This window comes from Streptomyces sp. NPDC050264 (assembly GCF_040655895.1).
In the GTDB taxonomy this organism is placed as follows: Bacteria; Actinomycetota; Actinomycetes; order Streptomycetales; family Streptomycetaceae; genus Streptomyces.
In genome coordinates this window covers 1-25420 of sequence record NZ_JBFAKV010000025.1, presented here as the reverse complement: position 1 = coordinate 25420, position 25420 = coordinate 1, and the positions used below count along the sequence as shown (strand labels likewise).

Here is a 25420-nt window from a genome sequence, read left to right as displayed (position 1 = left end):
CCAGTCGTTTCCGCAGGTCACGGCCGTTGTCAGTGGTGGGGTGCAGGATGGGGTCATGGTCAGGTCCAGGCAGGGAACCCAGAGCGGCTCCGGTGCCCTCAGCGCCCTTGACGGGTTCTCCCCCGCGACGCGTGGTTGGTTCACGGGGGCCTTTCCCACGCCCACGCCCGCGCAGGCCGGGGCGTGGCGGGCGATCGGAGAGGGGTCGGACGTGCTGGTCGTCGCGCCGACCGGTTCGGGCAAGACACTCGCCGCCTTCCTCGCCGCCCTCGACCAGCTCGCCTCCTCGCCCCCTCCCGCCGACCCCAAGAAGCGCTGCCGCGTCCTGTACGTGTCACCGTTGAAGGCCCTCGCGGTCGACGTCGAGCGCAATCTGCGCAGTCCGCTGACCGGGATCCGTCAGGAGGCCGTCCGCCTGGGCCTGCCCGAGCCCGAGGTGAAGGTCGGCATCCGCTCCGGGGACACCCCGCCCGCCGAGCGCCGCGCGCTGGCCACGCGTCCGCCGGACATTCTGATCACGACACCGGAATCGCTGTTCCTGATGCTGACGTCGGCCACGCGCGAGGCACTGACCGGGATCGAGACGGTGATCCTGGACGAGGTGCACGCGGTGGCGGGCACCAAGCGCGGCGCCCACCTGGCACTCTCGCTGGAGCGGCTGGACGAGTTGCTGCCCCGCCCGGCCCGCCGTATCGGCCTGTCCGCGACGGTCCGCCCGGTCGACGAGGTGGCGCGCTATCTGTCGCCGCAGCGCAAGGTGGAGATCGTCCAGCCGCCGTCCGGCAAGGAGTTCGACCTGTCGGTGGTGGTCCCGGTCGAGGATCTCGGCGAGCTGGGCGGTTCCCCGGTCGCCGACTCCGACCAGGGAGCCGAGCGTCCGTCGATCTGGCCCTCCGTGGAGGAGCGCATCACGGACCTCATCGAGTCCCACCGCTCCACGATCGTCTTCGCCAACTCACGACGGCTGGCGGAGCGCCTGTGCAACAGGTTGAACGAGATCGCCTACGAGCGCGCCACCGGCGAGGCCCTTCCCGAGGACCATTCCCCCGCCGAGCTGATGGGCGGCTCCGGCGCGGCGACGGGCGCTCCTCAGGTCATCGCCCGCGCTCACCACGGCTCGGTCTCCAAGGAGCAGCGCGCACTGGTCGAGGAGGACCTGAAGGCGGGCCGGCTGCCCGCCGTCGTCGCCACGTCGAGCCTTGAGCTCGGCATCGACATGGGTGCTGTCGACCTCGTCATCCAGGTGGAGTCACCGCCCTCCGTCGCCTCCGGCCTGCAGCGCGTGGGACGTGCGGGCCACCAAGTGGGCGCGGTGTCCACAGGGGTTGTGTTCCCGAAGTACCGCGGCGACCTGGTGCAGTCCGCGGTCGTGACCGAGCGGATGCGCTCGGGCGCCATCGAGTCGCTGCGCGTCCCGGGCAATCCGCTGGACGTGCTCGCCCAGCAGCTGGTCGCGATGACGGCCCTGGACACGTGGCAGGTCGACGACCTCCTCGCGCTCGTCCGCAGGGCGGCCCCCTTCGCCTCGCTCCCGGAGTCGGCGTTCACCGGCGTCCTCGACATGCTCGCGGGCCGCTATCCGTCCGACGCCTTCGCCGAGCTGCGCCCACGCGTCGTCTGGGACCGCGTCGCCGGCACCATCACGGGCCGCCCCGGAGCCCAGCGTCTGGCCGTCACCTCCGGGGGCACCATCCCCGACCGCGGCCTGTTCGGCGTCTTCCTCGCGGGCGCCGACCCCAAGAAGGGCGGCGGCCGCGTCGGCGAGCTCGACGAGGAGATGGTCTACGAGTCCCGGGTGGGAGACGTCTTCACCCTGGGCACCAGCTCCTGGCGCATCGAGGACATCACGCGCGACCGCGTCCTCGTCTCCCCCGCCCCCGGCGTCCCCGGCCGGCTCCCCTTCTGGAAGGGCGATCAGCTGGGCCGCCCGCTCGAACTGGGGCGTGCGCTGGGCGCGTTCCTCCGCGAGGTCGGCTCGCAGAAGCCCGACGACGCGCGCGTGCGCCTGGCCGCGGCGGGCCTGGACACCTGGGCCGTGGAGAACGTGCTGTCGTACCTGGCCGAGCAGCGCGAGGCATGCGGCCACATCCCGGACGACCGCACCATCGTGGTCGAGCGTTTCCGGGACGAGCTGGGCGACTGGCGCGTCGTCGTGCACTCGCCGTTCGGCGCCCAGGTGCACGCCCCGTGGGCGCTCGCCCTCGGCGCCCGGCTCAGCGAGAAGTACGGCATGGACGCCCAGGTCATGCACGCCGACGACGGCATCGTGCTGCGCCTGCCCGACGCCGACCTGATGAGCCTGGACCTCCTCGACCAGGAGCCGGCCAAGCCGGGTCTTGAGTACGACGCCGATCAGGCCCCCATCGGCGCGGCGGACGTCGTCTTCGACAAGGGGGACGTCGACCAGCTCGTCACCGACGAGGTGGGCGGCTCGGCCCTGTTCGCGTCCCGCTTCCGCGAATGCGCCGCCCGCGCGCTGCTCCTCCCGAAGCGGAACCCGGGCAAGCGCACGCCCTTGTGGCAGCAGCGTCAGCGCGCTTCTCAACTGCTCCAGGTGGCGAGCGAGTTCGGCTCCTTCCCGATCGTCCTGGAGGCGGTGCGGGAGTGCCTCCAGGACGTCTTCGACGTACCGGGCCTCACGGAGCTGATGGGCGACATCGAGTCCCGCAAGGTGCGCCTCGTCGAGGTCACCACCCCGGAGGCGTCCCCCTTCGCCCGCTCGCTGCTGTTCGGCTATGTCGCGCAGTTCCTCTACGAGGGCGACTCCCCGCTCGCCGAGCGCCGCGCGGCGGCGCTGTCCCTGGACTCACACCTGCTGGCCGAGCTTCTGGGCCAGGCCGAGTTGCGCGAGCTTCTCGACGCGGACGTGCTGGCCGAGCTGGAGCAGGAGCTGCAGTGGCGCACGGAGGACCGCCGCATCAAGGATGTCGAAGGGGTCGCGGACCGGCTGCGCCTCCTGGGGCCGCTCACGGACGCCGAGTTGACGGAGCGGGGTGCCGAGTCCGGCTGGGCCGAGGAACTGGCGTCCGCCCGCCGCGCCATCCGGGTCCGTGTCGCCGGCGCCGACCACTGGGCGGCGATCGAGGACGCGGGCCGCCTGCGCGACGCCCTCGGCACCGCATTGCCCGTCGGAGTTCCCGAGGCCTTCACCGAGCCGGTCAAGGACCCGCTCGGCGATCTCCTGGCCCGCTATGCCCGCACCCACGGACCGTTCACCTCCAGCCAGGCGGCCGCCCGCTTCGGTCTGGGCACCGCCGTCACGGAGGGCGCCCTCCAGCGCCTCGCGGCCAACGGCCGGGTCGTGCAGGGCGAGTTCCACCCCGCCGGTATCGGCCAGGAGTGGTGCGACGCCACCGTGCTGCGCCGCCTGCGCCGCCGCTCCCTCGCCGCGCTGCGGCACGAACTCGAGCCGGTGCCGCCCGCCGCCCTGGCCCAGTTCCTCCCCCAGTGGCAGAACGTGAGCAGCGGCCACGGTCTGCGCGGGATCGACGGTCTGGTCCGCGCCGTGGAGCAGCTCCAGGGCGCCTCCGTGCCCGCCTCGGCCCTGGAGAAGCTCGTCCTGCCCTCCCGTGTCTCCGGCTACGCGCCGGCGCTGCTCGACGAACTCACGGTATCCGGCGAGGTGTTGTGGGCCGGCGCGGGCTCGCTCCCCGGCAAGGACGGCTGGGTCTCCCTCTACCTCGCCGACGCCGCCCCGCTCCTGCTGCCACCCCCGCACCCCCTGGAGCTGACCCCGCTCCACCAGGCCGTCCTGAACAGCCTCTCCGGCGGCTACGGCCTGTTCTTCCGGCAGATCGCCGACCAGGTCCGTGCCACCACGCCCACCGAGGACATCGAGGTGCACAGTGGCGCCCCCGTCAGCGCCACCGACCCACAACTGGCCGACGCCCTCTGGGATCTGGCCTGGTCGGGCCGGCTCACGAACGACACGCTCGCCCCGATGCGCGCCCTCCTCGGCTCCGGCCGCACCGCGGGTTCCACCGCCCACCGCGCCCGAAGAGCCGTCCCGCGCGGCCGCTACGGAAGCCTGACGGCCGCCGCCAGGGCCACCTCGCGCACCGGCCCGCCCACGGTCGCCGGCCGCTGGTCGCTGCTGCCCGCCGCGGAGCCCGACCCGACCCTGCGTGCCCACGCCCTGGCCCGCACCCTTCTGGACCGGCACGGCGTGGTGACCCGCGGCGCGGTCGCCGCCGAGGGTGTCGAGGGCGGTTTCTCGGCGACGTACCGGGTCCTGTCCGTCTTCGAGGAGAGCGGGCAGGCACGGCGCGGCTATGTGGTGGAGGGTCTCGGTGCCGCCCAGTTCGCGATGGACGGCGCGGTGGACCGCCTGCGTGCGGCAGCCACCGCCCAGGAGCGCGGCGCGCCCCCGCCCGACCCGTACGGACAGGTCGGCGGCCCGGCTGCCCCCGCCGCCAGGACCGCCGCTGCCCGCGCCCTGGTCCTCGCCGCCGCCGACCCGGCCAACGCGTACGGCGCGGCGCTCCCCTGGCCCGAGCCGCCCACGCGCGCGGGCCACAAGCCGGGCCGCAAGGCCGGTTCCCTGGTGGTCCTCGTCGACGGTGAGCTGACTCTCTACATGGAGCGCGGCGGCAAGAGCCTCCTCGCCTGGCCCAGCACCGGGACCGACACCGCCGCGCCGACCGCCGCCGACATCGCGGACGACGCCCGGCTGCCCGCCGCCGCCCGGTCGCTGGCCGAGGCGGCCCGCTCCGGCGCCCTCGGCACGATCACCGTCGAGCGGATCAACGGCGAGGCCGCGCTCACCGCCCCGTACGCCCCCCTCCTGGAAGGAGCCGGTTTCCACGCGACGCCCCGCGGCCTGCGCCTTCGCGCATAGAGCCGTTCGTGGACAGTGCCGTTCCTGCGTGGAGCCGTTCGCGGAGAGAGCCGACAGGACAGCGCGGCCCCGCCCGCTCGACCGTCGCACGCAGGGCACGCGGCCTACCCTTGAGTCATGCCCGAAGGAGACACCGTCCTGCAGGCCGCGAAGCGACTGCACACCGCGCTCGCGGGCCAGGTCCTCATCCGCTCCGACCTGCGTGTCCCCCGGTTCGCCACGGCAGACCTCACCGGCCGTACGGTCCTGGACGTCACCTCACGCGGCAAGCACCTGCTGACCCGCATCGAGGGCGGGCTCACCCTCCACTCCCACCTGCGGATGGACGGCTCGTGGAAGATCTACGCCCCGGGTGAGCGCTGGCGCGGCGGCCCCACGCACCAGATCCGGGCCATCCTCGCCAACGAGTCGCACGCGGCCGTGGGCTATCGCCTCCCCGTGCTCGAGTTGCTGAAGACCATCGAGGAATCCAAGGCCGTCGGTCATCTCGGCCCCGACCTGCTGGGCCCGGACTGGGATCCGGAGACGGCCCTGAGCAACCTGCGCAGGGACCCCGGCCGCGCCGTCGGCGAGGCCCTCCTCGACCAGCGCAACCTCGCCGGCATCGGCAACGTCTACAAGTCCGAGATCTGCTTCCTCCTGCGCATCACCCCCTGGCTCCCGGTCGGCGAACTGGCGCCCGAGACCGCCGAGCTCCTCCCGCCGCTCGCGAAGAAACTCCTCGAAGCGAACCGCGACCGCCCCAACCGTGTCACCACCGGCCGCGCCCATCCCGGCGAGCGTCTGTACGTCTATGGCAGGGCCCGACGCCCCTGCCTGCGCTGCCGCACGCCGATCCGCGTGGCCGAACAGGGGGACGGCTCCCGCGAACGCCCCACTTACTGGTGCCCCACCTGTCAGCCGGGCCCGCACCCCACCAGGTATCCCGCGCACGCTAATTGACGGGTCGTCAGGTCAGCTCGTACGGTCCCCTCATGCCCGTCAAGGCGTACGACCTCACCGGACGCACCGCATTCGTCACCGGGGCCGCGAGCGGCATCGGCCGCGCGTCGGCCACGCTGCTCGCCGAAGCAGGGGCCACCGTGCACTGCGCGGACCGCGACGCGCGGGGCCTGCACGAGACAGCGGCGCTCATCAAGGACACCGGCGGCTCGGCCCACCCGCACACCTTGGACGTGTCCGACCGCGCCCAGGTCGCCGAGGCCGTCGCCATCGCCTGCGCGACCAGCCCCACCGGCGCGCTGGACATCATGGCCGCCATCGCCGGAGTCATGCACAACAGCCCCGTCCTGGAGACCCTCGACGAGGACCTCGACCGCGTACTCGCCATCAACTTCAAGGGCGTTCTGTACGCGTGCCAGGAAGCGGCCCGCACGATGATCGCGGCCGGCACCCGCGGCAGCATCGTCACCATGGCCTCGGGCGCGGTCGACACCGGCGGCCCCGGCCTGCTCTGCTACGGCGCGGCCAAGGCCGCCGTCGTCCAGCTGACCAAGACCCTGGCCACGGAGGTCGGCCGGCACGGCATCCGCGTCAACGCGGTCGCGCCGGGCTGGATCCGCACCCCGATGACGGACCGCCACGACGAGAGCGCCCAGGCCCACACGGAGTCTCTGATGGTGCGTATGGCCCCGCTCGGCCGCGTCGGTGAACCGGAGGACATCGCGCACGCGGTGCTGCACCTCGCCTCGGACGCCGCGGGGTTCACGACGGGCCAGATTCTCCGTCCGAACGGCGGCGTTGCCATGCCTTGGTGACCTGCCCCCGCGCCCCAGTCCCCATCAGCTGTCCCGCCCGCACCGCCCGCGACCGCACCCGCCGCGCCCCATGGTGCCCGGGTGCCCCGGAAACCCCCGCCGCCCGCCCCTTCGGCAGCGCGTGCACCGGCAGCAGACTGAGCCCCCAGCCGCCGAACGTGACCGCCCCTTCGAACACCCCTGCGTCGGGTGCGAGAGCCAGACGCAGTACACCCCACCACCACAGCACACCGAGGACCACGCCCGGTATCCAGCGCAGCAGCCGACGAGCCACCGACCGCTCACCTCCGCCCGTCACCGGTATGGCATCTGACGCCCAACGCACTCCGTGGATTCCGACAGGGCACACCAGGGGCGCGCCATCAGCCCGTTGACGCGCCCCCGCACTCCACACGGCTCAAGCACCCGATCAACCTCGAACACTCAGGCCGCTCAAGCACTCCGTACCGCTCGTACCGATCTGAAACGAACGCCTCAGCCGCGGTTTTCGGCCTGGAACATCCAGTGGTGCTTCTCCAGGTCGGCCGTGATGCCGATGAAGATGTCCTGGCTCACCGGGTCGGCTTCGCCGGTCGCCTCGATCCGGGCGCGCATCCTGGTGATCACCGCACCGAGCGCCTCCACCAGCGTCCCCACGGCGTCCGTGTCCTTCACCCAGCCGTCGGACACCGTGCCGATGCCACTGCTGGCGGCCACCGTCGCCGCCCGCCCGTCCGGCGGGACACCCAGCGTCGAGGCCCGCTCCGCGACCGTGTCGGAGTGCAGGCGCGCGGTGTCCACGACCTCGTCGAGCTGAAGGTGCACGGAACGGAACCGGGGGCCGACGACGTTCCAGTGGACCTGCTTCGCCACGAGGGAGAGGTCCACCAGGTCCACGAGCGCGCCTTGCAGCGCCTCGGACACCGTCTTCAGGTCAGCATCGGACAGCGGGCTCTTCACGACGTACATCCCTCACCTCCATGTGGAAATCATCACCAACGATGGCACACATGGACTATTACGGACACACGAAGCCCTGAATCGCGCCCCCGGCTTCGAGCGCACAGCAGAGAGCCCCGACCTCTTCCCGGCCGGGGCTTTCCCACCTTTCACGCTGTACGCAGGCGCTACGCCGCTACGACGTCGACCGCCTCCGCAGGCGCCTTGATCGTCACCCGTTCCGGCGGGACGCCGGTCACGGAGACCGCATTGAGCATCGGGCGAACCGGTGCGTGCACCGGACCCGACGGGACCGCTGCTGCCGACTCCGCCAGTTCCGCGAGGGCGAGCTCGTCGCTCACCTCGCGCATCAGCTCGGACATCCGTACGTCAAGCGCGTCGCAGATAGCGGAAAGCAGCTCGGAGGATGCCTCCTTCTGCCCCCGCTCCACCTCGGAGAGATAGCCGAGCGAGACTCGGGCGGACGAGGAGACTTCGCGCAGAGTACGGCCCTGGCGCTGGCGCTGCCGACGCAGCACGTCACCCAGCAGGCGACGGAGCAGAATCATCGGTGGCTCCCTCCTCGGACCGCGTAGCCGCATCCTTCACGCCCCACCGTACCGCCTCGTGCCGCGGCCGTGCGGGGAGCGATGTCGTGTTCACTCAGGGCTGCAAACATCAAAACCCCCCGTTCTGTTCCGTATCCTGTGTCCGCGCATTCCCAGTACGTTCGCCGGAACGCCCTCCGACCAGCTCTTCCGTGAGGAGGCCGAGCACGCTCCGTACACTCTCCATACGGATTTCCGTACGGCCGCCGTTCAACCGCAGCGCGAGCACTTTCCGGCTACCAGCGAAATTCCGTGTGCTTTCGGGAGCACCGTTTCCAGGCCCGACAGCAGCCACGTAGACAGTGCCGACCGGCTGCCCGTCCTGTGGCTCCGGACCGGCGACGCCGGTCGTGGCGATCCCCCAGTCCGCACCGAGCGCCGCGCGCACTCCGGCCGCCATCTGCAGCGCGACCTCGGGGTGGACCGGCCCGTGAGCGGCCAGCAGCTCGGCGTCGACGCCGAGCAGATCGTGCTTGAGCTCGGTCGCGTACGCCGTGACGGATCCGCGCAGGACCTTCGAGGCCCCGGGTACCGCCACCAGCTCCGCGGCCACGAGGCCGCCGGTCAGCGACTCGGCCACGGCGAGGGTCTCCCCTCGCTCGGCCAACAGCCGCAGCGCCTCGGCAGCCTCATCCGTCACTTTTCGGCCGCCTCCGAGGACGACGCCTGCTCGGTGGCCGCCTGCGACACGGCCGCGGCGGCCTGCGCCTCCGCCAGGCCCGCCCGGCGCAGCACGACCGCCTGCCGTACGTAATCGAACCCGGTGACCACGGTCAGCGCCACAGCCACCGCCATCACCCAGAACCGGAACGTGGCGAGCGGCCCGGTCAGCGCCAGCACGTACATGCCGACGGCCGTGCCCTGGGCGAGCGTCTTCAGCTTGCCGCCCCGGCTGGCCGGGATCACCCCGTACCGGATCACCACGAAACGCAGCAGCGTGATCCCGAGCTCACGCCCGAGGATGACGCCGGTCACCCACCACGGCAGGTCCCCGAGGTAGGACAGGCAGATCAGCGCGGCGCCCATGATCGCCTTGTCGGCGATGGGGTCGGCGATCTTCCCGAAGTCGGTGACCAGGTTGTACGTACGGGCGAGGTGCCCGTCGAAGACGTCAGTGATCATCGCGACGGCGAACGCCGCCCAGGCCCAGGCCCGCCACGCGGGGTCATACCCGCCGTCGGCCAGCATGAGCATCACGAACCCCGGCACGAGCAGCAGCCGCACCATGGTCAGGAGGTTGGCGACGTTCCACAGGCTGGCCTGGTTGACGGCCGCAGCGCCCAGCTTCCCGCCGGGCGCCGGCGTGCCGGTCCCGCCCGTGGCGGATGCCGGGACTCCGGTCATCTGGCCGCCTCCTCGTACCCGTCGAGCGGCTCGGCGACGAGGTCCACACCCTCGGTCCCGACCACCTTTGCCACGACCATACGGCCGACGCTCAGCCCCGCGCCGCCCGTGAGCCGCACCTGGCCGTCGGTCTCGGGTGCCTGGTGCGCACCGCGCCCGACCACACCGTCCTCGGTGTCGACGGACTCGACCAGTACCTCGACGGTCTCGCCCAAACGCTCCTCGGCCCGCTGCGACACCAGCTGCTCCGCGAGGCGGGACACGCGCGCGAGACGCTCGGCGACGACGTCCTCGTCCAGCTTGTTCTCGTACGTGGCCGCTTCCGTGCCCTCCTCGTCGGAGTAGCCGAACACGCCGATGGCGTCCAGACGGGCACCGTTCAGGAAGCGCTCCAGCTCGGCGAAGTCGGACTCGGACTCACCGGGGAAGCCCACGATGAAGTTCGACCGGACACCGGCCTGCGGTGCCTTGCTCCGAATGGTGTCGAGCAGCTCCAGGAAGCGGTCGGTGTCGCCGAAGCGCCGCATCGCGCGCAGCACGCCGGGCGCCGAGTGCTGGAAGGAGAGGTCGAAGTACGGGACGACCTTGTCGGTCCCGGTCAGGACGTCGATGAGGCCGGGCCGCATCTCGGCGGGCTGCAGATAGCTGACGCGGACCCGCTCGATCCCGTCGACGGCGGCAAGCTCGGGCAGCAGCGACTCAAGGAGGCGGATGTCGCCCAGGTCCTTGCCGTACGACGTGTTGTTCTCGGAGACCAGCATGATCTCCTTGACGCCCTGCTCGCCGAGCCAGCGCGTCTCGTTCAGTACGTCACTGGGGCGGCGCGAGATGAAGGAGCCGCGGAACGAGGGGATCGCGCAGAACGAGCAGCGCCGGTCGCAGCCGGAGGCCAGCTTCACGGAAGCGACGGGTGCGCCGTCGAGTCGGCGGCGCAGGGGTGCGCGCGGCCCGGAAGCGGGCGCGAGCCCGTCGGGCAGGTCCACCGGCCCGTGGCCCGGAAGGGCGATCCCCGCACCGGCCTCCTGGCGCTCGGCGGGGCTGATCGGCAGCAGCTTGCGCCGGTCGCGCGGGGCGTGCGCCTCCACGCTGCCACCCGCGAGGATGGTCTGGAGGCGGCCGGAGATGTCCTCGTAGTCGTCGAACCCGAGCACACCGTCGGCCTCGGGCAGGGCGTCGGCGAGCTCCTTGCCGTACCGCTCGGCCATGCAGCCGACCGCCACAACGGCCTGGGTTCTGCCATGACCCTTGAGATCATTGGCCTCGAGCAGGGCGTCGACGGAGTCCTTCTTGGCGGCCTCGACGAAGCCACAGGTGTTGACGACGGCGACATCCGCGGACTCGGCGTCCTCGACGAGCTCCCAGCCGTCCGCCTCCAAGCGGCCTGCGAGCTCCTCCGAGTCCACCTCGTTACGGGCGCAGCCAAGGGTGACCAGTGCGACGGTACGGCGTTCGGGCATGGACTCAAGACTACTTTGTTCCGCTGACAGCCCTCGCCGGGAGGGTTACCGAAGGATCGCCCAGCCCGTCCGTCAGCCGACTTCGGGGTCTCCCTTGGTGTACGTGAGCCGCTCGACCTGGCCGGGCTGGAACTCGTCCTCGATCTGCTTGCCGTTCACGAAAAGCTGGATGGCGCCCGCGTCACCGAGCACCAGATCGACCTTCTGGTTGTCCTGGAAGGTCTTCGTCTGGCCCTTCTCGAGCACCCCGTCGAACATGATCCGCCCGTTGTGGTCCTTCGCCGAGATCCAGCTGCGCCCGTCCGGCGCGCTGATCTTCACGGTGACCTTGTCCTGGGGAGCGGCCGCGATCGCGCTGTCGGACGGGTCCGGCTTCGGGGCGGCGGGCTTCTTGGTCGTGGAGCTCGGTTTCGGGGCGGGCTCGCTGGTCGCGGGCGTGGCGCCTTCGGCGGCCTGCTGCTTGTCGCCGTCGTCACCGCCGTTGACCACGGTGTAGCCCACGAAGGCGATGACGGCCACGATCGCGGCCACCATGGCTGCGGTCCAGTTGGGCCTACGGGGTTCGGAACGGATGCGCTCGGCCTCGAACAGCGGGGTGGCCGGCGTGGGCGCGGGCTGTCCGTCGCGCTCGGCGCCGTACTGCGCGAGCAGCGGTTCCGGATCGATACCCACGGCGCGCGCGAGCGTCCGGATGTGGCCACGCGCGTACACGTCGCCGCCACAGCGGGAGAAGTCGTCCTCTTCGATGGCCTGGACGATCGGGATGCGCACCCGGGTCGACTGGCAGACCTCGTCGACGGTCAGCCCCGCGTCGATGCGTGCCTGCTGGAGGGCACGACCGATCGAGGGCCGGTCGTCCGTGTGCGGAGTGCTGTCTTCCGAAGGACGGTCGTCTTCAGGGGAGTTGCCGATGGACACGGGGGCGCCTTTCGAGCGTGTAGCCACCTGCTGGAGGTTCAGTCTAGGGGGGGTACGAAAGGGTGGGGCAACCGGGCGGTCGGACTTTGTACGCCATCAGACTGGCCCGACATCCTGATGGTGGGACAAGAGCTGCCCTCTCCCTCAACTTGACGTACGCGTTGGGGAAACGGTTGCCCCGGATCCCCGTACGAGTGACATCAAATTCGAAAGATCCTCAGGATTGAGCCTCCCCGCGGATCACCGCGAGCATTCCATCCAGTTCGTCCGGTTTCACGAGAACGTCACGGGCCTTCGATCCCTCGGTCGGACCGACGATGTTCCGTGACTCCATGAGGTCCATCAGGCGTCCGGCCTTGGCGAAGCCCACACGGAGCTTGCGCTGCAGCATGGACGTGGACCCGAACTGGGTGGAGACGACCAGCTCTGCGGCGGCGCACAGCAGATCCAGGTCGTCGCCGATGTCCTCGTCGATCTCCTTCTTCTGCTTGGTGCCCACGGTGACGTCGTCCCGGAAGACGGGCGCCATCTGGTCCTTGCAGTGCTGCACCACGGCCTGGATCTCGTCCTCGGTGACGAAAGCGCCCTGCATACGGGTCGGCTTGTTCGCACCCATCGGCAGGAACAGTCCGTCGCCCTTGCCGATGAGCTTCTCGGCACCCGGCTGGTCCAGGATGACGCGGCTGTCGGCCAGCGAGGAGGTGGCGAAGGCGAGACGCGAGGGAACGTTCGCCTTGATGAGGCCGGTGACCACGTCGACCGACGGGCGCTGCGTGGCGAGCACCAGGTGGATGCCGGCCGCGCGCGCGAGCTGCGTGATGCGCACGATGGAGTCCTCGACGTCGCGCGGGGCGACCATCATCAGGTCGGCGAGCTCGTCGACGATCACCAGCAGGTACGGGTAGGCCTTCAGCTCCCGCTCGCTGCCTTCAGGAGTCTTGAGCTTGCCGTCGCGGACCGCTTTGTTGAAGTCGTCGATGTGCCGGTAGCCGAACGCCGCGAGGTCGTCGTAGCGCAGATCCATCTCGCGGACGACCCACTGCAACGCCTCGGCGGCCCGCTTGGGGTTGGTGATGATCGGCGTGATGAGGTGCGGAATCCCCTCGTACGCCGTCAGCTCGACGCGCTTGGGGTCGACGAGCACCATCCGTACGTCCTCGGGCGACGCCCGCATCATGATCGAGGTGATGAGGCAGTTGATGCAGGACGACTTGCCGGAACCCGTGGCACCGGCGACAAGGATGTGCGGCATCTTCGCCATGTTCGCCATCACATAGCCGCCCTCGACGTCCTTGCCGAGCGCGACCAGCATCGGGTGGTCGTCCTCGGCGGCGTCCGCGAGGCGCAGCACGTCCCCGACGTTGACCATCTCGCGGTCGGTGTTCGGGATCTCGATGCCGACCGCGGACTTGCCGGGGATGGGGCTGATGATCCGGACGTCGGGGGACGCGACGGCGTACGCGATGTTCTTGGCGAGGGCCGTGATCTTCTCGACCTTCACGGCGGGGCCGAGCTCGACCTCGTAGCGCGTGACCGTCGGGCCGCGCGTGAAGCCGGTGACAGCCGCGTCGACCTTGAACTCGGTGAAGACGGTCGAGAGCGACTCGACGACGGCGTCGTTGGCGGCGCTGCGCGACTTGCCGGGCCCTCCCCGCGTCAGGAGGTCGAGCGAGGGCAGCGCGTACGTGATGTCGCCGGCGAGCTGCAGCTGCTCGGCGCGCGGCGGCAGGTCCCGCATCTCGTCGGGCGAGGACTTCTTGGTCAGGTCGGGCACGCCGAGCTTCGACGGCGTCGGCTCGGGCTCCGCGGCGACCGGCTCGGGCTTCTTCCCCCGGGCCGTCGGCACCGGCGCCGTGCGCTCCGGCGCGGGCGCCTCCCCCGAGCGCTCCACCCGCTCCCCGCGTTCCGTGCCGACGCCCTGAGTGAGGTCGGCGACCAGCGGAGACGGCGGCATGCCGTGCAGCACGGCCCCGTCCAGCGCGGCGGCGGCAGCGGCTGCCACGTCCACGGCGTCCATGGGCCGCTCCATGGAGGGCTGCACGGACGAGCGCCGGGGCCTGCGCCGCTTGGAGAGGGCGTCCTGCTCTATCCGGTCGGGGTCGTAGCCCTGCGGTTCCGGGGCCACGGAGCGCCCCCGCGCGCGCGCGGGCGCCGCCTCGCGCCACTCGTCGTCGTACTCGTCGTCGCCGAGCTCCTCCACGGCCAGGTCGTCGTGGACGATGCCGAGCTTCACGCCGAGCAGTCGAAGCCGCTGCGGGATCGCGTTGACCGGCGTCGCGGTGACGACGAGCAGCCCGAAGACGGTGAGCAGCACGAGGAGCGGGACCGCGAGCACGTCGGTCATCGTGAAGCTGAGGGGGGTCGCGGTAGCCCAGCCGATCAGGCCGCCCGCATCCCTTATGCCCTGCATGCCGTCGTCCCGCGAGGGTGAGCCGCACGCGATGTGGACCTGGCCGAGGACGCCGACGACGAGGGCGGACAGGCCGATGACGATGCGCCCGTTGGCCTCGGGCTTCTCCGGGTGGCGGATGAAGCGTACGGCGATGAGGCCCAGCAGTATGGGCACCAGCAGATCGAGCCGGCCGAAGGCGCCGGTCACCAGCATCTCGACCAGATCACCGACGGGCCCGCGCAGATTCGACCAGGTACCGGCCGCGCAGATCAGCGCGATACCGAGCAGCAGCAGCGCCAGACCGTCCTTGCGGTGCGCCGGGTCGAGCCCCTTCGCGCCACGCCCTATGCCGCGGAACATCGCCCCCACGCTGTGCGCGACACCGAGCCACAGGGCGCGCACGAGCCGGTACAAGCCCCCCGTGGGGCTGGGCGCCGCCTTGGGCGCGGCCTTCTTCGCCGCTGCCTTCTTCGCGGGGGCCTTCGCCACGGCCTTCTTGACGGGAGCTTTTCTCGCAGGTGCCTTCTTCGCCGGAGCCTTGATCGGCGCGGCCGCCTTCTTCGCGGGCGTCTTCTTGGCTGCGGGACGTGAGGCCATAGGTGTGAGGTTACCGGTGGAGGCGCCCACGGACACGTGTGCCCAGTGCTTCACCCTTTTGTGTCGCGAACCGTTCGTGCCCGAACTGACGCGGCCGCAAAGCCCCGTCGGCGGTTCAGCTCTGGGACGGCAGGGACGGCGCGCCGCTGCCCGTGCCGGGCTCCAGAGCGTCAAGGGCCCTGCGCAAACCGGTGAGTTTGCGCTCCAGGTGGGCGGCCGTGGCGACTGCTGCCGCGTCCGCCGACTCGTCGTCGAGCTGCTTGGACAGCGCCTCGGCCTGCTCCTCGACCGCGGCGAGCCGCGCCGAGAGCTCGGCGAGCAGCCCCGCGGGCTCCTTCGCGTCACCGACGGACCTGCCGCCGCCCTCCAGCTGCAGCCGCAGCAGAGCGGCCTGCTCACGGAGTTGGCAGTTCTTCATGTACAGCTCCACGAAGACCGAGACCTTCGCGCGCAGCACCCACGGGTCGAACGGCTTGGAGATGTAGTCCACCGCACCCGCCGCGTAGCCACGGAACGTGTGGTGCGGTCCGTGGTTGATCGCGGTGAGGAAGATGATCGGGATGTCCCGTGTCCGTTCCCGACGCTTGATGTGCGCCGCGGTTTCGAACCCGTCCATTCCTGGCATCTGTACATCCAGCAAGATGACCGCGAAATCGTCCGTGAGCAGCGCCTTCAGCGCTTCCTCCCCGGACGATGCCCGCACCAGCGTCTGATCGAGCGCAGAGAGGATGGCCTCCAGCGCCAGCAGATTCTCCGGCCGGTCATCGACCAGGAGGATCTTGGCCTTCTGCACCATGGCCCGCCCTCCTCGCCCCGGCATGGGGCCGCCCCTGTCCGCAGGATTCGAGGCGGCTCCTTGCGCCGCCCCAGGGGACGGCTCCCTTGCGCCGCCCGTCCTTGTGCCGGTCATCGTAGCCGCACCCCGCCTGCCGCCACACCCTGTCACCGAGATGTCACTGTGCACGTAGCAGAAACGCAGTGGGAGACCAGAAGGTTCCCCGGTTACCGCACTTCTACACGGCCGCGGCCACACTCAGTCAGCAACTCCGCGTGAATGTTTCGGATTCCGGTCAGTCACCGCGCATCCACTGCTCCATCACAGTCAGCAGGTGATCGGGGTCCACAGGCTTCGTGACGTAGTCGGAAGCACCGGACTCGATGGCCTTCTCCCGGTCGCCCTTCATGGCCTTCGCCGTGAGCGCGATGATCGGCAGCCCGGCGAACTGCGGCATCCTGCGGATCGCCGTCGTCGTCGCGTATCCGTCCATCTCCGGCATCATGATGTCCATCAGCACGACCGTCACATCGTCGTGCTGCTCCAGGACTTCGATGCCCTCGCGCCCGTTCTCCGCGTACAGGACCGACAGTCCGTGCTGCTCCAGGACGCTGGTGAGTGCGAAGACGTTGCGGATGTCGTCGTCCACGATGAGCACCTTCTCGCCACCGAAATGGAACGAGCGCCGCACCTTGGGTGCGTCCTGTGCCTCGCCGTCCTCCCACTGCTGCTGAACGGGTGCCGCCTGCCCGGTGGGCGTCGAGCGGAACTCGGGCCCCGGCGCGGGCCTGCGGCGCCGCCTGAAGAGCGCCGCGGGGCCGTTCTGCGTCTCCTGGTACGACTTCACCTCCGCCGGGGTCTCCACCTCGGCGGGTTCCGGCGCGGCGTCGAGGGCCAGCGGGCGGCCCGGTTCGACGGCCGGGGCGATCTGCGTGTACCCCTGGGGCGGCAGCTCGCTCGGGTGCAGCGGCAGGTACAGCGTGAACGTGGAGCCGCGGCCGGACTCGCTCGCCGCGTGGATCTCGCCGCCCAGCAGGCGGGCGATCTCACGGCTGATGGAGAGCCCGAGGCCCGTACCGCCGTACTTGCGACTGGTGGTGCCGTCGGCCTGCTTGAACGCCTCGAAGATCACCCGCATCTTGCTGGCCGCGATGCCGATACCCGTGTCGGTCACCGAGAAGGCGATCAGATCGCCGTCCGCCTCCCTCAACGAGCCCGCTTCCAAGAGCTGTTCACGGATGGCGTTCGGCACGTCGGCGCCCGCCGGCCTGATGACGAGCTCCACGGCACCGGAGTCGGTGAACTTCACCGCATTGGAGAGAAGGTTCCGCAGCACCTGCAGGAGGCGTTGTTCATCGGTGTGCAACGTAGTGGGCAGCTCCGGCGACACCCTTACGGAGAAGTCGAGTTGCTTCTCCGCTGTCAGCGGCCGGAACGTCGCCTCTACGTAGTCGACGAGCTGCACCAGGGCGATACGGGTCGGCGAGACGTCCATCTTGCCCGCCTCGACCTTCGACAGATCCAGGATGTCGTTGATCAACTGGAGCAGGTCGGAACCCGCCCCGTGGATCGTCTCGGCGAACTCGACCTGCTTCGGCGTGAGATTCGTATCAGCGTTGTCGGCAAGCAACTTGGCAAGGATCAGCAGGGAGTTGAGCGGAGTGCGCAACTCGTGCGACATGTTCGCGAGGAACTCGCTCTTGTAGCGCATCGACACCGCGAGCTGCTCGGCGCGCTCCTCCAGGACCTGCCGCGCCTCTTCGATCTCGGTGTTCTTCACTTCGATGTCACGATTCTGCTGGGCCAGCAGTTCGGCCTTCTCCTCCAGTTCGGCGTTGGACGCCTGGAGGGCCTTCTGCCGGTTCTCCAACTCGGCCGAGCGCTCCCGCAGTTGCTCGGTCAGCTCCTGCGACTGCTTCAGCAGCACCTCCGTCTTGGTATTGACGGAGATCGTGTTGACGCTCGTCGCGATCATCTCGGCGATCTGCCCCAGGAAGTCCTTCTGGATCTGCGTGAACGGCGTGAAGGACGCCAGCTCGATCACGCCGAGCACCGTCCCCTCGAAGAGCACGGGAATCACGATGACCTGCGCCGGCGGCGCCTCACCGAGCCCGGATGCGATCTTCAGGTAGCCGCTGGGCGCGTTGTCCACGAGGATCGTGCGCCGCTCCTGCGCGGCGGTCCCGATGAGCGTCTCACCGGGCCGGAAGGACGTCGGCATGGAGCCCATGGAGTAGCCGTAGCTGCCGAGCATGCGCAGTTCGTATGCGTCCTCCGGCGCGACCGTCGGGTCGGCGCCGTCGTCCAGCGGCAGTGCCAGGAAGAACGCGCCGTGCTGCGCCGAGACCACCGGCGTCAGCTCGCTCATGATCAGCGAAGCCACGTCGGCGAGGTCGCGGCGGCCCTGCATCAGACCCGAGATGCGGGCCAGGTTGCCCTTCAGCCAGTCCTGCTCCTCGTTGGCGATCGTGGTGTCGCGCAGGTTCGAGATCATCTTGTTGATGTTGTCCTGCAGGACCTGGATCTCGCCCGCCGCGTCGACGTCGATCTTCAGATTGAGGTCGCCGCGGGTCACCGCGGTGGCGACGGCCGCGATGGCCCGCACCTGACGGGTCAGGTTCCCGGCCATCTCGTTCACGGACTCCGTCAGGTCGCGCCAGGTGCCGTCCACGTCGCGCACCCGCGCCTGGCCGCCCAGCTGGCCCTCCGTGCCCACCTCGCGAGCGACCCGGGTGACCTGCTCGGCGAACGACGACAGCTGGTCGACCATCGTGTTGATCGTCGTCTTCAGTTCGAGGATCTCGCCGCGCGCGTCGATGTCGATCTTCTTGGTCAGGTCGCCCTTGGCGATGGCGGTCGTGACCATCGCGATGTTGCGCACCTGGCCGGTGAGGTTCGAGGCCATGCCGTTCACGGACTCGGTGAGGTCCTTCCACGTGCCGGCCACGCCGGGTACGCGGGCCTGGCCGCCGAGGATGCCGTCCGTGCCCACCTCGCGGGCCACCTTGGTGACCTGGTCGGCGAACGAACTCAGCGTCTTCACCATCGTGTTGAACGTGTCGGCGAGCTGTGCGACCTCGCCGCGCGCCTCGATGGTCACCGTACGAGTCAGGTCGCCGTTGGCCACGGCGTTGGCGACCTGGGAGATGTTGCGCACCTGCATGGTCAGGTTGTTGGCCATCAGGTTGACGTTGTCGCTCAGGTCCTTCCAGATGCCGGTGACGCCCGGAACCCGGGCCTGACCGCCGAGTTGCCCCTCGGTGCCCACCTCGCGGGCGACGCGCGTCACCTGCTCGGCGAACGACGACAGCTGGTCCACCATCGTGTTCACGGTGGTGACGAGTTCGAGGATCTCGCCCTTGGCGTCGACCGTGATCTTCTTGGAGAGGTCGCCGCGCGCTACAGCTGTAGTGACTTCGGCGATGTTGCGCACCTGAAGGGTCAGGTTGTTCGCCATGCCGTTCACGGACTGCGTCAGGTCCTTCCACGTACCCGACACTCCCTGCACCTCGGCCTGGCCGCCGAGGATGCCGTCCGTACCCACTTCGCGGGCCACCCGCGTCACCTGCTCGGCGAACGCGGAGAGCTGGTCCACCATCGTGTTGAGGGTGTTCTTCAGCTCCAGGATCTCGCCGCGCGCGTCCACGTCGATCTTCTGCGACAGGTCACCGCGCGCCACCGCCGTGGCGACCTGCGCGATGTTGCGCACCTGGGCCGTGAGGTTGCCCGCCATGCCGTTCACGGAGTCCGTCAGGTCTCGCCACACACCGGCGACGCCGGGCACCTGCGCCTGACCGCCGAGGCGACCTTCGGTGCCCACCTCACGGGCCACGCGGGTCACCTGGTCCGCGAACGCGGAGAGCTGGTCCACCATCGTGTTGATGGTGTTCTTCAGCTCCAGGATCTCGCCGCGCGCGTCCACGTCGATCTTCTGCGACAGGTCACCGCGCGCTACAGCTGTAGTGACCTGGGCGATCTGCCGCACCTGTGAAGTCAGGTTCCCCGCCATGAAGTTGACGGAGTCGGTGAGCTCCTTCCAGGTACCGCTTACGCCGTCCACCCGCGCCTGACCGCCGAGGCGGCCCTCCGTGCCCACGTCCCGCGCCATACGGGTCACCTGGTCGGCGAAGCTGGAGAGCTGGTCCACCATCGTGTTCACGGTGTTCTTCAGCTGGAGCATCTCGCCGGAGACGTCGACAGTGACCTTCTGCGACAGATCACCGTTCGCCACCGCCGTCGTCACCTGGGCGATGTTGCGCACCTGGCCGGTGAGGTTGCGGAAAGCCGTGTTGACGGAGTCCGTCAGGTCCTTCCAGGTACCGGCCGCACCCGGCACCAGCGCCTGGCCGCCCAGCTCACCCTCGACGCCGATCTCCCGAGCCACACGCGTGACTTCGGAGCCGAAGGCCGACAGCTGGTCGACCATCGTGTTGACGGTGTTCTTCAACTCCAGCATTTCACCGGCGACATCGACGGTGACCTTCTGCGACAGGTCACCGCTGGCCACCGCTGTCGTGACCGTGGCGATGTCCCGCACCTGCGTGGTGAGGTTCCGGAAGACCGTGTTGACCGAGTCTGTCAGGTCCTTCCAGGTCCCGGCCGCACCCGGCACGTTGGCCTGACCGCCGAGCTGTCCCTCGGCACCGACCTCGTTGGCGACGCGGGTGACCTCGTCCGCGAACGTACGCAGCGTCTCGGTCATCTGGTTGATCGTCTCGGCGAGCTGGGCGACCTCGCCGCGCGCCGACACCGTCACCTTCTGCGACAGGTCACCATTTGCTACAGCTGTAGTGACCTGAGCGATCCCCCGCACCTGGGCGGTCAGATTGCCGGCCATGAGGTTCACCGAATCGGTGAGGTCCTTCCACACACCGGCCACACCGGGCACCTGCGCCTGCCCGCCCAGCTCGCCCTCCGTGCCCACCTCACGGGCCACACGCGTGACCTCGGAGGAGAACGAGGAGAGCTGGTCCACCATCGTGTTCACGGTGTTCTTCAGTTCGAGCATCTCGCCCGCGACGTGAACCGTGACCTTTCGCGACAAGTCACCCTTGGCCACCGCGGTGGTGACGAGAGCAATGTCACGCACCTGTGCGGTGAGCCGGTACGCCATCGTGTTGACCGAATCCGTGAGGTCTTTCCACGAACCGGACATTCCACGTACGCGCGCCTGCCCACCGAGCTTGCCCTCGGTGCCCACTTCGCTGGCCACGCGCGTGACCTCATCGGTGAACGTGGAAAGCTGGTCGACCAGATTGTTGACGGTCCGCCCGACCTTCAGGAACTCGCCCCGCAGGGGATGCCCCGTCCCGTCCGGCACCTGCGACCGCAGCTCCATACGCGGCGACAGATCGCCCTCGGCAACCGCCGTGAGCACCCGGCCGACCTCGGAGACGGGTCGTACGAGATCGTCGACGAGCGCGTTCGACGCGTTGATGGCGGCGGCCCAGGAGCCCTCACAGGCGCCCGTCTCCAGGCGTTCGGTGAGCTTGCCCTCCCGCCCGACCATCCGCCTCACCCGTGACAGCTCGCCGGTCAGATGCAGATTCCGGTCGGCCACCTCGTTGAAAACAGCCGCGATTTCGGACATCACGCCGTCGCCACTGACCGTGAGCCGCTTGCGGAAATTTCCGTCCCGCATCGCGACGAGACCGGCCAGCAGCCTGTTCAGCGCCGCACTGTCCACCGTTGTGGTGCCATTGCGCGACTTGTGCTGTTTACTCAGGGACTGTCCGCCTTCTGCGCGCGCTTTCCTGCCCCGCGTCGGTGCGCCAGACTCCACTGTGTCCCTCCCGCAGGGGTCGACCTGAACTGCTCGGGTTGCTCGGGTTCGCTTCTACCGTCGCATCTGCTTTTCAATGCGTTCTCTTCAGAAGCTTGCCCAGTGTTTCACCATGGCTGAACCAGGCCATAACAGTTCGGCAGCTTCGCACACCGTCCGCACACCCTCCGGACGGAAACACCGGCGACCGGCATCCGCATGGACCGCGAAGGTAAGTAACCTTGCATACGGCTGTCCACCCGCCCCGGTCCGCCCGGCCTGGGCGGTGGCGGAAAACGAGCGGGCATCGGAGGGGCGGCCGCGACATGGGTACGGGAGACGTGGGCCTCGACAGTCGGACAGCGAGTACAACTCGTACAGGGAGTTCTGTGATCACCGCGCGCGCGGCTGCCACTTTCGAACCGGTCGGGCGATCCGTCGCGACCGCGCGTTCCTTCGTGCGCGACACCCTGCAGGGGTGGGGCTACGCCGACATCATCGACGACGCGGTGGTCCTCACCAGCGAACTCGTGACAAACGCCGTGGTGCACGCGGGCACATCCGCGGAGGTCCTGTGCCTGCGCGGTGAAGACCACGTCCGCATCGAAGTCTCCGACCGCTATCCGGAACGTGAGATCCCGCTTCAGTCCTCCGCGATCAGCATGGGCAGCCCCGACCGCGAGGGCGGCCGCGGCCTCCAGCTCTGCGCGGCGCTCGCGGGCCGCTGGGGCGTCGACTATTCGGCCACGCACAAGCAGGTCTGGTTCCAGATCGACCTGCCCGCACGCTCGGTGGGGACCCGCGCCGCGGGCCCGGTGCTCCCCACGGACCTCCTGCCCCTCGCCGACGAGCGGGTCCGCGTCGCCGTCGTACAGATCGACAAGACCGGCGCCATCACGGCGTGGAACGAGGACGCGGAGCACCTCTTCGGTTACGCGGCCGATCACGTCACCGGCAAGCCCCTCACCGACCTCGCCGCCTGGCCGCACACGCCCGGCACCAGCACGGGCATCGCCGACGCGCTGCAACTCTCGCGCTGGGAAGGCAGTTACGGCATCCGCAGCGCCAGCGGGCGGGTGGCCCCGGTCTACGCCTCGCACCTGCGCGTCCGCGACACCGACGGCGACCCGTCCACGGTCTGCCTGCTCGTACGCGACCACGAGCGCGCCGTGCTGCAGACACCGCTGCGCCTCCCGACGCCCGACAGCGGCGCCCATCCCGACAGCCAGGGCACCGACCCCTTCGAGATCTTCATCGGGTCGCCGGCCCCCGACGACCTCGACGGTCTGCTGCAGCGCACGGTGGAGCGCGCTCGCGACATGCTCGACGCCGACTCGGCGTTCCTGCTCCTGGCCACCGACGACGAGACGGAGCTGGAGGTCCGCGCCTCCACCGGTCTGCCCTCCGCACGCCAGCGCTTCGCCAGGGTCCCGGTCGAGGTCGGCCCCGGCCGCTACGGTTCCGCGCGGATGCCGGCCGTCCACGAGGACCTCACCCAAGTCCCGGGCGCCGTCCCGTTGTTGAACGGCACGGGCATGCGGTCGGTCGTCACCGTGCCGCTGAAGGTCGAGGGCCGCCTCACCGGCTCCCTCGGCGTAGCGGCCGAGGCCCCCGACCGTTACTCGAACGAGGAGGCGCTGCGCCTCCAGTTCGCGGCCGACCGCATCGCCATGGCCGTCGAGTCGGCCCGCCTCGGCGAACTCGAAAAGCTCCGCCGCGGCTCGCTGAGCTTCCTCGTCGAAGCCTCCGACCTGCTGGCCGGCACCCTGGACCGGGACCAGACCCTGGCGCTCATGGCGCAGATGACGGTCCCGACCCTCGCCACCTGGTGCGCGGTCTACATGATCGCCGACCAGTCCTCGGAGCCGTACCTCTCCTACGTCCTGCACGAGGACGAGGACCGCATCGACGGCCTCAAGGCCCTGCTCTCCAAGATCGCCCCACCGGAGCCCGTGCCGACCCCCGGCGCCCGCATCTGGGCGGCCCCCGCGGAGGCGGCCCACCAGGCCGCTCTCCGTACGTCCATGCGCAGCCTGGGACTTGGCGAACCGGCCAGCGTCAGCTCGGGCATCGGCACCACCCTCGCGACGGCCTCCGCGGTCGGCGGCGAGACGGTGGTCCTGCCCCTCGTCGCCCGAAACCGGGTCATCGGCATGATCACGCTCGGCAAGCCCACGGACGAGCACTTCCGGCAGGAAATCCTGGAGCTGGCCGAGGACTTGAGCCGCCGTGCGGCACTGGCTCTCGACAACGCGCGCCTGTACTCGGAGCGCATGGCGATCAGCCAGTCCCTGCAGCGCAGTCTCCTCCCCCCGGAACTCCCGCACGTCCCGGGCGTCGAGGTGGAGGTCATCTACCGCGCGGCCGGCGAGGGCAACGAGGTGGGCGGTGACTTCTACGACCTCTTCCCGATCCGCGACGGCGCGTACGGCTTCGCGATCGGCGATGTCTGCGGCACGGGCCCGGAGGCGGCGGCCGTCACGGGCCTGGCCCGCCACGCGCTGCGTCTGCTGGCCCGTGAGGGCTTCGGCGGCCCGGCGGTCCTGGAGCGCCTGAACGCGGCGATCCTCGACGAGGGCGCCCGCAGCCGCTTCCTGACGCTGCTCTACGGGGAGTTGTGGCCGCAGGAGGACGGTTCGGCGGTCCTCAAGATGGTCTGTGCCGGCCACCCGCTCCCGCTCCGCCTGCGGCAGAACGGCACGGTGGAGCCGTTCGCGGAACCGCAGCCGCTGCTCGGCGTCATGGACGACCTCGAACTGTACGAGCAGACGATGACGCTCGACCCGGGTGATGTCCTGCTCTGCGTCACCGACGGCATCACCGAGCGCCGTGAAGGCACCCGCATGCTCGGCGACGACGGCCTGGCCGAAGTCCTGTCGGGTTGTACGGGCCTGACGGCCGGTGCGGTCGCGGCGCGCATCATGCGGGCGGTGGAGCGCTTCGCCGCGGACGCGCCGTCGGACGACATGGCGATCCTCACGATGCGCGTGCCCGGTCTCCAGCACGACTGAGCCGGCGCATTCCGGCGGGCGGGGGCAACGAAAAAAGGCCCCCGCCCGATCAGGGCGAGAGCCTCAATTACCGAGCCCCCAAGCGGAATCGAACCGCTGACCTTCTCCTTACCATGGAGACGCTCTACCGACTGAGCTATAGGGGCCTGTCGCTCTGCGGTTTCCCGCTCGGCAACGAAATAAAGCATACCTGAACTTCGGAGTGCTCTCGAACCGCCTCTCTAGAAGGCCGGTTGAAGCAATCCGCCCAGAGCATTGCACGCGGACACCACTCGCTGCAGCTGCCTGCGCGTCATCGTCCCGTCGACAGGGAGCGCCAGTGTCTCGTCGGCGGCTCTCTCGGTCTCGGGAAGGGCCACATCGCGCCGGAACGCGGGCAGCCGATGCACGGGCGTCTTCACCGGCACGCTGCATTCGACGCCCTTGCCCCGCAGGACCCGAGCGAAGGCGTCCCGGTCGGGCCGCCCGTTCCCGGGGACCCGCACGACGTACTGCTGATAGGTGTGGCCGTCGTACCCGGCGGGCGTACGCACGCCACTCAGCCGCCCGCTCAAGTAGGCGGCGTGCAGCCGGCGTTGCCCCGTCTCGTCGTACGGTTTCTCGGATTCGCCCTGCTCAAGTACGAGCAGTCCGTGCCGGCTGCCGAGGTACAGCAGCCCTTCGACGTCTGCCCGGTGCCCGAAGCGGTGGACGGCGACGACGGCCGCGGTCCGGGCGCTGAGGCGGTCCGCGACGTGTGCGGGGTCGATGCAGTAGGTGTCCGCGTCGATGTCCGCGAAGACGGGAGCCGCACCGGCCCGTACGACGGCGTCGGCGACCTCGGGGTTTCCGAAGGCCGGCACGATCACTTCGTCACCGGCTCCGACACCTGCGGCTTGCAGCATTTCAACTGTGCCCATGGCTGGATCGTGTCCGCGGAACGTGAACACGAAGTGACGCACAACAAAAAAGCCTCTGGCTTCGAGCAAAATGCTCGAAGCCAGAGGCTTTTTTATCAAATTTAGTTCGGCGGCGTCCTACTCTCCCACAGGGTCCCCCCTGCAGT

At 69.9% G+C, this 25420-nt stretch carries 15 protein-coding genes and 1 tRNA gene; 4 read left to right on the top strand and 12 right to left on the bottom strand.

Annotation, left to right across the window (positions count from 1 at the left end; all coding sequences use genetic code 11):
- Positions 1-55 precede the first annotated feature (55 nt).
- The 3 genes from AB0J02_RS34205 (at position 56) to AB0J02_RS34195 (ending at position 6594) form a co-directional block, all read left to right on the top strand.
- The gene (locus AB0J02_RS34205; protein WP_363197727.1) at positions 56-4837 is read left to right on the top strand and encodes an ATP-dependent helicase; all 4782 of its coding nucleotides are present in this window, start codon (positions 56-58) and stop codon (positions 4835-4837) included.
- Positions 4838-4954: 117 nt separating this feature from the next.
- Positions 4955-5779 carry a DNA-formamidopyrimidine glycosylase family protein gene (locus AB0J02_RS34200; protein ID WP_363197726.1) on the top strand — a complete coding sequence of 275 codons (825 nt, stop codon included), beginning with the start codon at positions 4955-4957 and terminating at the stop codon, positions 5777-5779.
- 32 nt (positions 5780-5811) lie between these two features.
- Positions 5812-6594: an SDR family NAD(P)-dependent oxidoreductase gene (locus tag AB0J02_RS34195; RefSeq protein ID WP_363197725.1), complete on the top strand. Its 783-nt coding sequence runs from the start codon at positions 5812-5814 to the stop codon at positions 6592-6594.
- Here AB0J02_RS34195 and AB0J02_RS34190 read toward each other — a convergent pair.
- The 10 genes from AB0J02_RS34190 to AB0J02_RS34145 all read right to left on the bottom strand — a co-directional run bounded on the left by AB0J02_RS34190 (position 6542) and on the right by AB0J02_RS34145 (position 21385).
- Positions 6542-6868: a hypothetical protein gene (locus AB0J02_RS34190; RefSeq protein WP_363197724.1), complete on the bottom strand. Its 327-nt coding sequence runs from the start codon at positions 6866-6868 to the stop codon at positions 6542-6544. The two genes, AB0J02_RS34195 and AB0J02_RS34190, sit on opposite strands and share 53 nt — an antisense overlap.
- Before the next feature lie 200 nt (positions 6869-7068).
- Positions 7069-7542 (bottom strand): DNA starvation/stationary phase protection protein, encoded by a 474-nt coding sequence (locus AB0J02_RS34185; RefSeq protein WP_363197723.1) that lies wholly within the window; start codon positions 7540-7542, stop codon positions 7069-7071.
- A gap of 158 nt (positions 7543-7700) precedes the next feature.
- Positions 7701-8081: a helix-turn-helix transcriptional regulator gene (locus AB0J02_RS34180; protein WP_363197722.1), complete on the bottom strand. Its 381-nt coding sequence runs from the start codon at positions 8079-8081 to the stop codon at positions 7701-7703.
- A gap of 109 nt (positions 8082-8190) precedes the next feature.
- The gene (locus AB0J02_RS34175) at positions 8191-8760 is read right to left on the bottom strand and encodes a CinA family protein (protein WP_363197721.1); all 570 of its coding nucleotides are present in this window, start codon (positions 8758-8760) and stop codon (positions 8191-8193) included.
- The gene (pgsA, locus tag AB0J02_RS34170; protein WP_363197720.1) at positions 8757-9464 is read right to left on the bottom strand and encodes a CDP-diacylglycerol--glycerol-3-phosphate 3-phosphatidyltransferase; all 708 of its coding nucleotides are present in this window, start codon (positions 9462-9464) and stop codon (positions 8757-8759) included. Before pgsA ends, AB0J02_RS34175 begins: the two co-directional genes overlap by 4 nt.
- Positions 9461-10921 (bottom strand): 30S ribosomal protein S12 methylthiotransferase RimO, encoded by a 1461-nt coding sequence (rimO, locus tag AB0J02_RS34165; protein WP_363197719.1) that lies wholly within the window; start codon positions 10919-10921, stop codon positions 9461-9463. Before rimO ends, pgsA begins: the two co-directional genes overlap by 4 nt.
- 72 nt (positions 10922-10993) lie before the next feature.
- Complete coding sequence (locus AB0J02_RS34160; protein ID WP_363197718.1) at positions 10994-11839, bottom strand: helix-turn-helix domain-containing protein; 846 nt, start codon at positions 11837-11839, stop codon at positions 10994-10996.
- A 217-nt stretch (positions 11840-12056) separates the two neighbouring features.
- Positions 12057-14828 carry a DNA translocase FtsK gene (locus AB0J02_RS34155; protein WP_363197717.1) on the bottom strand — a complete coding sequence of 924 codons (2772 nt, stop codon included), beginning with the start codon at positions 14826-14828 and terminating at the stop codon, positions 12057-12059.
- 115 nt (positions 14829-14943) lie between these two features.
- On the bottom strand, positions 14944-15624 hold the full coding sequence (locus tag AB0J02_RS34150) for a response regulator (protein WP_363197716.1): 681 nt from the start codon (positions 15622-15624) through the stop codon (positions 14944-14946).
- A gap of 274 nt (positions 15625-15898) precedes the next feature.
- Complete coding sequence (locus tag AB0J02_RS34145; RefSeq protein WP_363197715.1) at positions 15899-21385, bottom strand: HAMP domain-containing protein; 5487 nt, start codon at positions 21383-21385, stop codon at positions 15899-15901.
- Positions 21386-21753: 368 nt separating this feature from the next.
- Here AB0J02_RS34145 and AB0J02_RS34140 point away from each other — a divergent pair, with 368 nt between their 5' ends.
- Positions 21754-24375, top strand: a complete 2622-nt coding sequence (locus AB0J02_RS34140) for a SpoIIE family protein phosphatase (RefSeq protein ID WP_363197714.1) — start codon at positions 21754-21756, stop codon at positions 24373-24375.
- 73 nt (positions 24376-24448) lie between these two features.
- Here the strand turns inward: AB0J02_RS34140 and AB0J02_RS34135 are convergent.
- Positions 24449-24521 (bottom strand) — tRNA-Thr (locus AB0J02_RS34135).
- 75 nt (positions 24522-24596) lie between these two features.
- The gene (locus AB0J02_RS34130) at positions 24597-25259 is read right to left on the bottom strand and encodes a DegT/DnrJ/EryC1/StrS family aminotransferase (protein ID WP_363197830.1); all 663 of its coding nucleotides are present in this window, start codon (positions 25257-25259) and stop codon (positions 24597-24599) included.
- Positions 25260-25420: the final 161 nt, after the last annotated feature.

Bases quoted from the DNA above. Each gene is read 5' to 3' on its own strand.
- AB0J02_RS34205 (WP_363197727.1), top strand. From the start codon at position 56: ATGGTCAGGTCCAGGCAGGGAACCCAGAGCGGCTCCGGTGCCCTCAGC.
- AB0J02_RS34200 (WP_363197726.1), top strand. From the start codon at position 4,955: ATGCCCGAAGGAGACACCGTCCTGCAGGCCGCGAAGCGACTGCACACC.
- AB0J02_RS34195 (WP_363197725.1), top strand. From the start codon at position 5,812: ATGCCCGTCAAGGCGTACGACCTCACCGGACGCACCGCATTCGTCACC.
- AB0J02_RS34185 (WP_363197723.1), bottom strand. From the start codon at position 7,542: ATGTACGTCGTGAAGAGCCCGCTGTCCGATGCTGACCTGAAGACGGTG.
- AB0J02_RS34180 (WP_363197722.1), bottom strand. From the start codon at position 8,081: ATGATTCTGCTCCGTCGCCTGCTGGGTGACGTGCTGCGTCGGCAGCGC.
- pgsA (WP_363197720.1), bottom strand. From the start codon at position 9,464: ATGACCGGAGTCCCGGCATCCGCCACGGGCGGGACCGGCACGCCGGCG.
- rimO (WP_363197719.1), bottom strand. From the start codon at position 10,921: ATGCCCGAACGCCGTACCGTCGCACTGGTCACCCTTGGCTGCGCCCGT.
- AB0J02_RS34155 (WP_363197717.1), bottom strand. From the start codon at position 14,828: ATGGCCTCACGTCCCGCAGCCAAGAAGACGCCCGCGAAGAAGGCGGCC.
- AB0J02_RS34150 (WP_363197716.1), bottom strand. From the start codon at position 15,624: ATGGTGCAGAAGGCCAAGATCCTCCTGGTCGATGACCGGCCGGAGAAT.
- AB0J02_RS34130 (WP_363197830.1), bottom strand. From the start codon at position 25,259: ATGCTGCAAGCCGCAGGTGTCGGAGCCGGTGACGAAGTGATCGTGCCG.